This window comes from Flavobacterium yafengii, from assembly GCF_030010375.1.
Taxonomy (GTDB): Bacteria; Bacteroidota; Bacteroidia; order Flavobacteriales; family Flavobacteriaceae; genus Flavobacterium; species Flavobacterium yafengii.
In genome coordinates, this window is sequence record NZ_JASCRY010000001.1 from 874,043 (window position 1) to 886,155 (window position 12,113).

13 protein-coding genes are annotated in these 12,113 nt (G+C 34.5%); 7 read left to right on the top strand and 6 right to left on the bottom strand.

The features are described 5' to 3' along the window. The first annotated feature begins 23 nt into the window (after positions 1 to 23). Positions 24 to 1,319: a gliding motility-associated protein GldE gene (locus tag QLS97_RS03845; protein WP_282714329.1), complete on the top strand. Its 1,296-nt coding sequence runs from the start codon at positions 24 to 26 to the stop codon at positions 1,317 to 1,319. 91 nt (positions 1,320 to 1,410) lie between these two features. Beyond that, positions 1,411 to 1,974 carry a gliding motility lipoprotein GldD gene (gene gldD / locus QLS97_RS03850; protein ID WP_282714330.1) on the top strand — a complete coding sequence of 188 codons (564 nt, stop codon included), beginning with the start codon at positions 1,411 to 1,413 and terminating at the stop codon, positions 1,972 to 1,974. A gap of 63 nt (positions 1,975 to 2,037) precedes the next feature. Here gldD and QLS97_RS03855 read toward each other — a convergent pair whose 3' ends face one another. After that, on the bottom strand, positions 2,038 to 2,415 hold the full coding sequence (locus tag QLS97_RS03855) for a heavy-metal-associated domain-containing protein (RefSeq protein ID WP_282714331.1): 378 nt from the start codon (positions 2,413 to 2,415) through the stop codon (positions 2,038 to 2,040). A 109-nt stretch (positions 2,416 to 2,524) separates the two neighbouring features. Here QLS97_RS03855 and QLS97_RS03860 point away from each other — a divergent pair, with 109 nt between their 5' ends. After that, a complete protein-coding gene (locus QLS97_RS03860) occupies positions 2,525 to 3,391 on the top strand; it encodes a DMT family transporter (RefSeq protein ID WP_282714332.1) in 867 nt (288 codons plus the stop codon). Between the two features lie 70 nt (positions 3,392 to 3,461). Here the strand turns inward: QLS97_RS03860 and QLS97_RS03865 are convergent, their stop codons facing one another. Further along, positions 3,462 to 5,510 carry a M16 family metallopeptidase gene (locus QLS97_RS03865; protein WP_282714333.1) on the bottom strand — a complete coding sequence of 683 codons (2,049 nt, stop codon included), beginning with the start codon at positions 5,508 to 5,510 and terminating at the stop codon, positions 3,462 to 3,464. Between the two features lie 13 nt (positions 5,511 to 5,523). Next, complete coding sequence (locus QLS97_RS03870) at positions 5,524 to 6,849, bottom strand: M16 family metallopeptidase (protein WP_282714334.1); 1,326 nt, start codon at positions 6,847 to 6,849, stop codon at positions 5,524 to 5,526. Positions 6,850 to 7,080: 231 nt separating this feature from the next. Here QLS97_RS03870 and rplU point away from each other — a divergent pair, with 231 nt between their 5' ends. Further along, the gene (rplU, locus tag QLS97_RS03875; RefSeq protein WP_121342910.1) at positions 7,081 to 7,503 is read left to right on the top strand and encodes a 50S ribosomal protein L21; all 423 of its coding nucleotides are present in this window, start codon (positions 7,081 to 7,083) and stop codon (positions 7,501 to 7,503) included. Positions 7,504 to 7,526: 23 nt separating this feature from the next. Continuing rightward, on the top strand, positions 7,527 to 7,793 hold the full coding sequence (gene rpmA, locus QLS97_RS03880) for a 50S ribosomal protein L27 (protein WP_035669638.1): 267 nt from the start codon (positions 7,527 to 7,529) through the stop codon (positions 7,791 to 7,793). A gap of 311 nt (positions 7,794 to 8,104) precedes the next feature. On the opposite strand, the gene QLS97_RS03885 is transcribed toward rpmA, so the two are convergent. The 3 genes from QLS97_RS03885 to ahcY all read right to left on the bottom strand — a co-directional run bounded on the left by QLS97_RS03885 (position 8,105) and on the right by ahcY (position 10,471). Continuing rightward, positions 8,105 to 8,443 (bottom strand): DoxX family protein, encoded by a 339-nt coding sequence (locus tag QLS97_RS03885; RefSeq protein WP_282714335.1) that lies wholly within the window; start codon positions 8,441 to 8,443, stop codon positions 8,105 to 8,107. 7 nt (positions 8,444 to 8,450) lie between these two features. After that, a complete protein-coding gene (locus QLS97_RS03890) occupies positions 8,451 to 8,789 on the bottom strand; it encodes a DoxX family protein (protein WP_282714336.1) in 339 nt (112 codons plus the stop codon). A 365-nt stretch (positions 8,790 to 9,154) separates the two neighbouring features. Continuing rightward, complete coding sequence (gene ahcY, locus QLS97_RS03895) at positions 9,155 to 10,471, bottom strand: adenosylhomocysteinase (RefSeq protein WP_282714337.1); 1,317 nt, start codon at positions 10,469 to 10,471, stop codon at positions 9,155 to 9,157. Positions 10,472 to 10,724: 253 nt separating this feature from the next. Between ahcY and QLS97_RS03900 the strand changes: the two genes are divergently transcribed. Together QLS97_RS03900 and QLS97_RS03905 are read left to right on the top strand one after the other, a co-directional pair. Next, the gene (locus QLS97_RS03900) at positions 10,725 to 11,354 is read left to right on the top strand and encodes a 4'-phosphopantetheinyl transferase family protein (RefSeq protein ID WP_282714338.1); all 630 of its coding nucleotides are present in this window, start codon (positions 10,725 to 10,727) and stop codon (positions 11,352 to 11,354) included. Positions 11,355 to 11,391: 37 nt separating this feature from the next. Continuing rightward, positions 11,392 to 12,108: a phosphoglycerol geranylgeranyltransferase gene (locus tag QLS97_RS03905; RefSeq protein ID WP_282714339.1), complete on the top strand. Its 717-nt coding sequence runs from the start codon at positions 11,392 to 11,394 to the stop codon at positions 12,106 to 12,108. Positions 12,109 to 12,113: the final 5 nt, after the last annotated feature.

Consider the following 12,113-nt stretch of genomic DNA (forward strand, 5'->3'; position numbering starts at 1 on the left):
TTGTTTAATTAATCCTAACTAATTTGGACCCAGAGCCCAGTTTATTTTTTGCTTACGCTATTGATGCTAATGTAGTATTTGGCTTTACAGGAATTGCCATTTTGCTGTTTTGTTCCGCTTTAATCTCAGGTGCTGAAGTAGCCTTGTTTTCGTTGTCACAAAAAGACATCGACGAAACGGTACAAGAAAATAATTCCAAAGGAAAAATTATTTCGGAACTTTTAGAAAAACCAAAAAAACTGGCAGCGACATTTCTTGTAGCTAATAATTTCATCAATATTTCCATAATACTATTGTTTTCCTTTGTTGGAAAAACTATTTTTTCTGCAGTAACAGCACCACTTTTAAAATTTATTCTGGAAGTGCTTACAGCTACCTTTTTGATTTTATTATTTGGTGAGGTCTTGCCAAAAGTTTATGCCAGCAGAAACAATATAAAATTTGCTAAACTGATTGTGTATCCAATTGCTTTTTTGGACAAATTGCTTTCGCCAATAAGTTTACCCATGCGTGCTGCCACGATTTATTTGCACAATAAATTAGGAAAGCAAAAAACAAATTTCTCTGTTGATCAATTATCACAAGCCTTAGAATTAACTGCTTCGGATGAAACTTCTACTGAAGAGCAAAAAATTTTAGAAGGAATTGTGAGCTTTGGAAATACGGATACAAGACAAGTGATGAGTCCTCGAATCGATATTTTTGCTTTAGAAATAGACGAATCTTTTTCTGTTATTTGTCCCAAAATAATAGAAAAAGGATATTCCAGAATTCCGGTTTATCGAGACAATATAGACCAGATAGAAGGTGTTTTATTTGTCAAAGATTTGCTGCCGCATATTAATACAAATGAATTTGACTGGAAATCGTTGTTGCGAGAGCCTTTCTTTGTTCCGGAAAATAAAAAACTAGACAATTTGCTGAAAGATTTTCAAAGCATGAAAAGTCATCTCGCGATTGTGGTCGATGAATATGGAGGAACGTCAGGATTGGTATCGCTTGAAGATGTTATCGAAGAAATTGTAGGGGATATCAGTGATGAATTTGACGACGAAAACATTAATTTTTCCCAAATTGACGATAGAAATTATCTTTTTGAAGGAAAAATAAACCTCAAGGATTTCTACAGAATAATTGATGTCGATGAAGAATTATTCGAAATCAAAAAAGGAGAAGCCGAAACACTGGCTGGTTTTATTCTTGAAATTTTGGGAAATTTTCCGAAGAAAAATCAAAAAATTTCATTCGAAAATTGTCTGTTTACAGTAGAAGCTGTGGACCAAAAACGGGTGAAGCAAATAAAAGTAACAATTGAATAAATCCTCCCCCTAGCCCCCTCCGAAGGAAGGGGAATTATTGCGGAATTTGTTTCTTTTGAAAAATAAAAGATCAAATAAATTTAGAATAGAAATGTTAAAAAAAATAATCGCTTTTTCGGCAATAGTAATAATGTCATTGTTGAGTTTTAGTTGTAAAGATGATGTCTTGCCAAAACCATCAAGCTATTTGCGATTGGATTATCCGGAAGCTAAATATGTAAATTTTGAGAATGAGTGTCCTTTTGCTTTCGAAATGAATTCAGATGCCGTTATCAAAAAAGAGACGGATTGTGGTTTTACAATTACGTATCCAAAAATGAAAGCGACTATTTATCTTACCTATAAGCCAGTCACGAAAAACATTAATGAACTGTTGCGTGATGCGCAAAAATTGACTTATGAACACGTGATTAAAGCGGATGATATATTAGAACAGCCCTATTTGAATCCCGATAAAAAAGTGTATGGAATGTTTTATCAGGTAGAAGGAAATGCGGCAACAAATTCACAGTTTTACGCTACAGACAGCACTAAACATTTTGTAACAGGTTCTGTTTATTTCTATGCAAAACCCAATTATGATTCTATTATGCCAGCGGCGAGTTATATCAAAAATGACATGCAGCGACTAATGGAAACCCTGAAGTGGAAATGATATTTCATAAAAAAAGCATCCGCCAGTAACGAATGCTTTTTTTATATAATTTGAAAGTCTGAATTACGACTTCATATTCGAAACTTTGTATGTTTTACCGTCAGCAGCGGCTTCGACAACTTTAGTCAATTTTTCTGGAGTTTGAACCGTTTTATCAAAAGTTACGGTGGCTAATTTTGTATCAAAATCTACCGTTGCTTTTTGAACACCGTCCAGTCCGGTTAAATCTTCTTGAATCGTTTTGGCACAGCCTATAGCGCATGTCATCCCTTCTACAGAGAAACTCGCTGTTTGAAGATTGGCAGCTGCGATTTCTTTTTTAACTTTGGGAACTTCTGTTGTTGCAGTCTCTTTCGAAACTATTTCTGTTGATTTCTCTTTACAGCCTACAAATAAAACACTTGTAAGTACTAGAGTTACTATTGATTTTTTGAAATTCATTATGATGTAAATTTTAAAGATTAAAAGCGTGTTTCTGAACTGCAAAATTAATTAAAAAAAGAAGGACTAATTCATAAAATAATTACAATTTTGGGGCAAAATAATCTTTATGGAATCGAAGCAGTTAAAATGGGTGTACTTGATGGTTCTTGCCTTGGTTTGGGGAAGTTCATTTATATTAATAAAAAAAGGATTAATAGGTTTGACGGCTTTGCAATTAGGGTCGTTGCGAATCCTATTTGCAGCTGTTTTTTTATTGTTGATAGGATTTAAAAGCTTGTCTAAAATCCCATTGCATAAATGGAAATTCATTGCCTTAACGTCCCTGTTTGGGACATTTATACCGGCTTATCTGTTTGCGATTGCCCAAACCGAAATTGACAGTTCCGTGAGTTCTATTTTAAATTCTCTGACTCCTTTGAATACATTAATTTTAGGGGCTTTAGTTTTTGGATTGCAATTCAAAAGAAATCAGATTTTTGGAATTCTAATTGGTTTAATAGGAAGCGCTTTGTTGATTTTGAATGGTGCTATTCATCATCCGGAACAGAATTATTATTATGCTATTTTGGTTTTAATAGCTTCAATATGTTATGCCGTCAATGTGAATTTAATCAAAAAATATTTACATGATTTGAGTCCGTTGAGTATTACTACCGGTAATTTTATGGTATTGTTTTTTCCGGCATTCATAATTCTGTTTTTCTCCGGTTTCTTCGAAGTGATTCACGATGTGAAAGTGCAGGAATCGGTTTTGTTTATAGTAATTCTTGGGGTTGTAGGAACTGGAATCGCAAATATTCTGTTCTTTAAACTCATCCAAATGTCCTCACCAGTTTTTGCTACCTCGGTAACGTATTTGATTCCTGTTGTTGCTTTTTGTTGGGGGTTATTAGACAATGAAATGCTTACTGTGGTTCAGTTTTTTGGTGCTTTTATCGTTTTAATCGGAGTGTATTTGTCTGCTAAAAAATAGATTCGAAAACTTTATAAAACAATAAAGGCTGCCTAAATAGACAGCCTTTATTCACTAATTCAAGTTTTGATTATTGAAAATCAGCATCTGAAACACCTTCATTGATTTTTACGTCAGATATTTTAATATCCAATTCAAATCCTATATTTTGAATAATGTTAAAAGGAATCTTAACGCCTTTTACATCCTTGTAATCTCCGTAATTTGTAGTTTGCGTTATGGTTTGACCACCTTGTTCTATTACTTTAGATTCTGCCAGTTTTAATCCTGAAGTCACATCGTAATAGAATGTTGTTTTTCCGTTTTTTACGGCATATGCCTCTTTTCCGCTGATTGACTCAATACCGCTTAATACCAATCCTTCTTTTTTAGAAAGCAATAATTCTTCAAAAGTTGTTGCGCTTGCTTTCATATCAGTAAGCGTCGTTCCTTCGATGTTCTGGCGTTGTCCTTGTTGCATTACGTAAGCTCCTTTTTCATTTACCACCTGCTTCATCAAGCTCATGGTTCCCATCGCTAATTCAACCATTAGTTTGCCTTTAGCATCAATTTTTGTTGTGAAATTTAAAGGTGAAGGTGCTTGCGGAATAGTTGTAGTTCCGTTCATCGCAATTGTTTTTACAGCAGAAGCTGCTTTTTCTCCACCAATAGCTTTGATGTAGTTATCAATAACGCTTTTGGCAGTTACGCCGGCAGGAATGTCTTTTTTGAAAACTGGTTTTTCCAATGGATTACCGTATTTGTCAAAATAAAACATTGGAATTTTTAGTTTTTCCAAAGCTGGAATTACTTCCGATCCTTTTCCGGCAATAATGATTCGTTTATTGTCTAAAAGGAAATATTTGTTGGCTGCACGAAGTACATCATCAGCAGTTACCGCATTGATAGTTTTGATATAGTTTTCATAAAAATCTTTTGGAAGATCTTCCGTCTCAATATTCAAGGCATATCGAGCGATTGATTGCGGCTTTTCTACCTGCATCACAAATCGTCCGATGTAACCTGCTTTAGTGTTACTCAATAACTCCTCGCTTACTTTTTCGGTACGTATTTTTTTGATTTCTTTGATAAATTCAACTACTGCACTATCTGTAACTACGTTTCTTACCGCTGAAGTCGATCTTAATTTTGTAACGTATTTTCCGCTTCCTATTACGGAACTGGCGCCGTAAGTCCAGGCGTGTTTTTCTCTTAAATTCATATTAAGGTAACTATTGAAGTCGCCGCCAAGAATAGAAGTGGCAATTACAGCAGGGAAGAAATCAGGATCACTCATTTTTAAATTTAAAGTATTTACTAATGAAATCTCCGATTGTACTGCATTAGGAACGTCAACAAAATTGATTTGAGTAAACGGTACATTTTCTGGTGCTGCGTACGTCAGTTTTGGCGTGCTTCTTTTTTGCCATGATCCAAATAGTTTCTCTACAATTGGCTTTGCTTCTTTGTATTTAATGTCTCCAATGATTATTAAATAAGCGTTTTCGGGAACAAAATAATTAGCATAATTAGCTTGAATATCTGCAAGAGTTACATTTTTAATCGTTTCTTCGGTCATGTATTCCCCTGAAGGATGGTTTTTTCCAAAAGCAAGTGCATCAACAACCCTGTTTGCAATTGCAGGAACACTCTTTTCCTGAGATTTAAGATTCTCCAGTAATTTTGCTTTCTCTTTCTCGAATTCTTCTTGAGTAAAATTTGGATATAAAGCTCCTTCGGCCATTAATTCCAGAATTCGTTTAGAATATTTAGAAAGAGTGCTTGCGTAAGCGCCTTGAGAATTAAAATTAAGATCAGCTCCTAGAAAATCAATCTCTTCATTGAAAGCATCTTTGGCTAATTTTTTACTTCCATTTCCTATCATGCTACTCGTCAAGTCATCAACTCCTTTTTTATTACCTTCGGCATAAGGAGCATTGTCTAATGAGAGACTGAAGCTAACTTTTGGAAGTTTGTGATTTTCAACAATCATGACCTTCAAACCATTTGGCATAACAAAAGTTTGTGGTTTTTTGATGTTTACTACTGGTGAAGCTCCAGGTTTTGGTTGTGTGCGATCTTGTGCCTGCATAATTCCTGTTACCAACAAAATGAATAATAATATATTTGTTTTTTTCATGATTTAGAATGTCTTAGTTTTTAGCCTGTTCTGTGGAAGGAATATAATCCAAAAGCAATCTTTGGTTTGGATTTAAATATTTTTTTGCTACGTCTCTAATTTCCTCACGAGTAATAGAATGTAAAAGTTCTATCTCGTTGTTGATTAAATTGATATCGCCGTAAAGCATATAATAGGTTGCTAAATTTTCGGCAATTCCTTCTACATTTGAATTGGCATTCACGAAATTATTGTCAAACTTATTTTGTAATTTTTGAAAATCTTTTTCAGAAATCAATTCGGTTTGAATTTTTACAATTTCTTCGTCAATTTCTTTTAAGACATCAGCAGCTGTGTTAGCTCCCATTGGTAAACCATACAAAATATACATTCCGTAATCTTCCTGACTAAAACCAACGGCACCTATTTGTAATGCCATTTTTTTCTCATCAACGATTTTTTTATACAATTTTGAACTTTTTCCATCACTTAAATAAGAAGAGATGAAATCTAAAACTCTGGCGTCTCTTGTTTTCATTGAGGGAGTTCTGTACGAAGCAACTAACATTGGAATTTGGATGTTAGCGTCCTGATACGTTGCTTTTATCGTTTGAGTGATTGGCTCTTCAACAAAAGTTTGTTTCGTTACAGCAGTTCCTTTTTTTATTGGTCCAAAATATTTCTGAATCCATTCTTTGGCTTGATTTTTTTCGAAATCACCGGCAACAACTAAAACGGCATTGTTCGGAATGTAGAATTTTTTATTAAATGCCTGAAATTCTTCTAAGGTTGCGGCATCCAAATCTTTCATAGAGCCAATAGTGTTCCAACGATAGGGATGTTTCTTGAACATGTTTTCTTTTACAACCGTAAGAATATTTCCATAAGGGCGATTGTCAAAACTGGTTCTTTTCTCCTCTTTTACAACTTCATTTTGAGTGTCAACACCAATTTTATTGATTACAGGATGCATTAATCTTTCGGATTCCATCCAAAGTGCTAATTCTAAATTATTAGAAGGAAATACTTCATAATAATAGGTTCTGTCATCCGAAGTGTTAGCGTTATTCGTTCCGCCGTTAGCGGTAACAATTTTCATCCATTCGCCACGTTTGATGTTTTCAGTTCCTTCAAATAACAAATGTTCAAAGAAATGGGCAAAACCAGTTCGGTCTGGTTTCTCGTCTTTGGAACCTACATGATACATCACAGAAGTGACTACTACAGGCGCAGAAGGATCGTTATGCAAAATGACGTGCATGCCATTGTCTAAATTGTATTCTTCGAAAACTACTTTTTGAGCCGAGGCTACTCCACCAAGCATGAGCACTGTACTTAAGGCCATTATTGATTTTTTCATATTGGATTAATAATTTTATTTACTATAAGTAACTTAAAAAGGGGTATTGTTACATCAAAAATACTGCAGAATGAAACTTTAACAACTGTTCATTTCAATTTTTTATCAAATAGCTTCAAAAGGATGATAAATCAGGGTGTTAGGTGCAGTAAATATTTTTTGTTTTACTAATTGCAGGTTAAATATTTAATTGTATATTTGCAACCTTAAAAATTATTAAAACAATTCAGTATGTATGCAATCGTAGAGATAGCAGGGCAACAGTTCAAAGTAAGCAAAGACTTAAAGGTTTATGTTCACCGTTTGACTAATGAAGAAGGTTCAAAAGTTTCTTTTGACAAAGTTCTTTTATTAGATGATAACGGAACTATCACTTTAGGCGCCCCAGCTATAGAAGGTGCTTCAGTAGAAGCTAAAGTGTTACAACACTTAAAAGGAGATAAAGTTATCGTTTTCAAAAAGAAAAGAAGAAAAGGATACAAAAAGAGAAACGGTCACAGACAATATCTTACTCAAATTGTAATTGAAGGTATTACTGGTGTTGGTGCAAAGAAAGCAGCTCCTAAAAAAGCAGCAGTTGAAGCAACTACAGAAGAAGTTGAAGCTCCAAAGAAAAAGGTAGCTAAAGCTAAAAAAGAAGACACAAAAGAATAATAACAAAATAAAACTAATACGTCATGGCTCACAAGAAAGGTGTCGGTAGTTCTAAGAATGGTAGAGAATCAGAATCAAAACGTTTAGGCGTTAAGATATTTGGTGGTCAAGCTGCTATTGCTGGGAACATCATCGTAAGACAAAGAGGTTCAAAACATAATCCAGGTGAAAACGTTTACATTAGTAAAGATCACACACTACACGCAAGAGTAGATGGAGTTGTTTTCTTCCAAAAGAAAAGAGATAACAAATCATACGTTTCTATACTTCCATTTGAAGTTGAAGCATAATTGATTTTCTCAATTATTATAAAACCCGTTTCGAAAGAAACGGGTTTTTTGTTTTCCTCACCCCAGCCCTCTCCGAAGGAAAGGGAGCCGATAGTCGAAATTGAAGGGTTTTATTTTTAGATTAAAAACGCTCCTAGCCTTCTGAAGGCTAGGAGCGTTTTGATGTAATTGATATTATATTTTGCTTACGAAGTCGGGAGCCTTCGAAGAGCTAGGTGCCTAAATGAGTTTGTATATTCATTTAAGTAGAGTTATTACTTTTTTATAAAAAACTCCAGCTGTTTACAATAAAAATTAAACTTCTGATTGATTTATTCTAAGGTTTTATATAAAATATAGACGTTCAACAGAAAGTAGAAAAAGGCTGGTAAGGAAACTAAAAAAGAATCTCTCATCTTTATTCTTACGCCCACGCCAAGCAGCATCAACAAAGCTAAGCCTCCTGAGGCAAAAACTAAAATAGTGTAATTCTGGATGCCTATAAATAAACCAAAAGCGCCTGTCAATTCTAAAACAGCGGTTAGTATTCCAAACTTTTCAAGGCCAAAGCGTTTGAATTCATTTTTCATGTTTGTAGAGACAAAATAAGCGATTCCGTAGATGAGAAAGGAGATTGCCGAAAAAAAAATAAGTACATTTAAGAAATTCATATTTTAATTATTTGGAAGCGAATAGCGCTACAAAAAGGGATAACGCCAAAAGGAATAAAGATGGGAAATGTTTAGACCAAGGGTTTTTTGCTTTAAAATGAAAAAATTGTGCACATGCCATTAAAAAAGCCATTAAAAGTGCCGGTATAAATACTAATTCAGGAAACCATATTCCTGTTATTAATAAGGTTGCCAAAGTTGTTTTTGACGCGCCTACGAAGTTTCTTGTCAAATCAGACAAGCCATATTGTTTAAATTCGGCAACGATGTTGTCAAGCCTAAAAATCCAAACATAACTTACGGACAACGCGATTACAAGTTGGGCAATAATAGTATAAATATTCATAGTTTTATGGTTATAGTTGTTCTCTTCGTCGGTTTTATAAATATGGCTTTTGAGTAAGCTTAGTTTTCTGTAAACTATATAATATACTCAAATATACCATAAACTTAGAACATAATGATTCCGTTGTTGACTTATTAATAATGGCAGTTACTTTTATTATGCTGTCAATTAAACTTTGGCCTGTGTAGGGACTAATTAGTAAATTAAATCTGGATTTGCGCTAATAAATGGGAGATAAATCTGTGAGGTGGGTTTTACTAATAACAAAAAGTCGCGCAACAGGGCCAATCAAAAACAAAAAACCCTCGCATTTCTGCAAGGGTTTCTATGGTAATTCGTGATTTTTAATTCGTAATTAAAAAAGACTAATATCTGTAATATTCTGGTTTGAATGGACCTTCAACTGGAACACCAATATAATCAGCTTGATCAACACGTAAAGTCTCTAATTCAACACCTAATTTAGCTAAGTGCAACATTGCTACTTTCTCATCTAAATGTTTTGGTAACATGTACACGTCATTGTTGTATGCCGCGCTGTTTTTCCACAATTCGATTTGAGCCAAAGTTTGATTTGTAAATGAGTTACTCATTACAAAACTTGGGTGACCTGTAGCACAACCAAGGTTTACCAAACGACCTTCAGCCAAAATAAGAATGTCTTTTCCGGCAATAGTATATTTGTCAACTTGTGGTTTGATTTCAATTTTTGATGCCCCGTGGTTTGTGTTCAACCAAGCCATATCAATTTCGTTATCAAAATGTCCGATGTTACAAACGATAGTTTTGTCTTTCATTTTTTCGAAATGAGAACCCAAAACGATATCTTTATTTCCAGTAGTCGTAATGATAATATCAGCAGTTGCGATAACTGTATCTAATTTTTTCACTTCAAAACCGTCCATTGCAGCTTGTAAAGCACAAATTGGGTCAATTTCAGTAACCGTAACAATAGAACCAGCACCTCTAAAAGAAGCAGCAGTTCCTTTACCTACGTCACCGTAACCACAAACGATTACTCTTTTTGCAGCAAGCATAATATCAGTTGCACGACGAACCGCATCAACTGCAGATTCTTTACAACCGTATTTGTTATCAAATTTCGATTTAGTAACCGAGTCATTTACGTTGATAGCCGGCATTGGCAATGTTCCCGCTTTTACTCTTTCGTACAATCTGTGAACTCCTGTTGTAGTTTCTTCAGATAATCCTTTAATTCCAGAAACTAATTCCGGGAAACGGTCAATAACCATATTCGTTAAATCTCCACCGTCATCAAGAATCATGTTCAATGGTTTTCTGTCTTCACCAAAGAATAATGTTTGCTCAATACACCAGTCAAAATCTTCTTCGTTCAAACCTTTCCAAGCATAAACTTGAATTCCTGCAGCAGCAATCGCAGCAGCAGCCTGATCTTGAGTAGAGAAAATGTTACAAGAACTCCAAGTCACTTCAGCACCAAGAGCGATTAAAGTTTCAATCAAAACCGCAGTTTGGATTGTCATGTGCAAACATCCAGCAATACGAGCACCAGCAAGTGGTTGTTCGTTTTTGTATTCCGCACGAAGGGCCATTAAACCTGGCATTTCAGCTTCAGCTAGTTCAATTTCTTTTCTTCCCCAAGCCGCTAGAGAAATGTCTTTAACTTTGAAAGCCACAAAAGGCATAGTTGTAGTACTCATTTATAGTATATTTGTAATTGTAAAATTTTTTTGCAAATTTACGTAATAACTTTAGAATTTAACTGTTTTCTAAAAGATTTATGAATTGTTTAATTCGCTAATCTTTTGAACATTAACTAAATAATTTCTTAAAGCTGAACTTGTTTCAGTTTCTAGAGCTATTTCCCGTTATTCGCTATATCTTTTTCCACGCAAAAAAGCGTGAAAAAAGGATGTCGCTACTACCGGGGCTAAAAACCAAGACCATAACACGATGCCGCTTTACAAAACGAAACATATCAATTCCACTACTCAAATCCTCGTTTGGAAAGTAACCGAATCCTATGCGGAATTATTAGAACAAGTGGTATTAAACGGCAGCAATCGCATTCGCCTCGACGGAATGAAATCTGAAATGCACCAGCGCGCCTTTCTGAGTGTTCGCAAGTTATTGCAGGAAACGGGTCACACGGATTTAGATTTGTATTATGATGAATTCGGTAAACCACATCTACAAGGAGAGAAACATATTTCCATAACACATTCCCATAATTTTTCGGCAATTATTATCAGCGACGAAACCGTAGGAATCGACATTGAATTGCAAAGAGACAAAATCATCCGAATCGCCGATAAATTCTGTGATTCAGAATTTCAATTCTTGGATGTGGACAGTGACGAATATATCAGGAAATTAACGGTTATTTGGGGAGCCAAAGAAGCCATTTTCAAAATTAGAAACGAAAAAGGAATCAGTTTCAAAGATCATATAAGTGTTGAGGAGTTCCGTGTTAACGTTAAACAAACTGATGCTAAACTTCAGTTTAATAATTTAGTTAAGGATTTCAATATTCATTTTGAAGAAATAGAGGATTTTACGTTAGTTTACGCTTTCGAAAATTAAAAACAAACCGCAAATTTGCGAATTAGCGGTAAAAAGTATGACAAATATTTATAAAGACATTTTAAAAGCAAAAAGCGAGAATACAAAATTACTCGCCATTCTTCTTGATCCTGATAAAGTAGTTTTGGAGAATTTATCCATTTTAATTTCAAAAATAAATCTTTCGCCAGCAAGCCATATTTTTATTGGCGGAAGCCAGGTCGAAAACAATATTTTAGATGAATTAATTGTTAAAATCAAACAAAACTGTAATTTACCAATCGTTTTATTTCCAGGGAATCCATCCCAAATATCAAATAAGGCAGATGCAATTTTGTTTTTGTCTTTAATCTCTGGTCGCAATTCTGATTTTTTAATTGAACATCAAGTAAAAGCGGTGCCCATTTTAAAACAAACTCAACTGGAAATAATTTCGACGGGTTATATTTTGATTGAAAGTGGAAATGAAACCGCCGTGGAACGCGTTAGTAAGACAAAGCCTTTAGATAGAAATAATCTGGATTTAGCATTGGCAACGGCACAAGCTGGCGAAATGTTAGGCAATAAGTTGATTTATCTGGAAGCGGGAAGTGGAGCAAAACAAGTCGTTCCGTTAGAAATGATTGCATTAGTTTCTCAAAATATTGAAATTCCAGTATTGGTTGGCGGCGGAATTGTAGCTTTGCAAGGAATTCAAAACGCTTACCATGCTGGAGCCGATTTAGTAATTATAGGAACTGCTTTTGAAAAGAATAATAGTTTTTTTGATAAATAATTTAA

Bases quoted from the DNA above. Each gene is read 5' to 3' on its own strand.
- rplU (WP_121342910.1), top strand. From the start codon at position 7,081: ATGTATGCAATCGTAGAGATAGCAGGGCAACAGTTCAAAGTAAGCAAA.
- QLS97_RS03905 (WP_282714339.1), top strand. From the start codon at position 11,392: ATGACAAATATTTATAAAGACATTTTAAAAGCAAAAAGCGAGAATACA.
- QLS97_RS03855 (WP_282714331.1), bottom strand. From the start codon at position 2,415: ATGAATTTCAAAAAATCAATAGTAACTCTAGTACTTACAAGTGTTTTA.
- gldD (WP_282714330.1), top strand. From the start codon at position 1,411: ATGTTAAAAAAAATAATCGCTTTTTCGGCAATAGTAATAATGTCATTG.
- rpmA (WP_035669638.1), top strand. From the start codon at position 7,527: ATGGCTCACAAGAAAGGTGTCGGTAGTTCTAAGAATGGTAGAGAATCA.
- QLS97_RS03865 (WP_282714333.1), bottom strand. From the start codon at position 5,510: ATGAAAAAAACAAATATATTATTATTCATTTTGTTGGTAACAGGAATT.
- QLS97_RS03900 (WP_282714338.1), top strand. From the start codon at position 10,725: ATGCCGCTTTACAAAACGAAACATATCAATTCCACTACTCAAATCCTC.
- ahcY (WP_282714337.1), bottom strand. From the start codon at position 10,471: ATGAGTACTACAACTATGCCTTTTGTGGCTTTCAAAGTTAAAGACATT.
- QLS97_RS03885 (WP_282714335.1), bottom strand. From the start codon at position 8,443: ATGAATTTCTTAAATGTACTTATTTTTTTTTCGGCAATCTCCTTTCTC.
- QLS97_RS03860 (WP_282714332.1), top strand. From the start codon at position 2,525: ATGGAATCGAAGCAGTTAAAATGGGTGTACTTGATGGTTCTTGCCTTG.
- QLS97_RS03870 (WP_282714334.1), bottom strand. From the start codon at position 6,849: ATGAAAAAATCAATAATGGCCTTAAGTACAGTGCTCATGCTTGGTGGA.
- QLS97_RS03890 (WP_282714336.1), bottom strand. From the start codon at position 8,789: ATGAATATTTATACTATTATTGCCCAACTTGTAATCGCGTTGTCCGTA.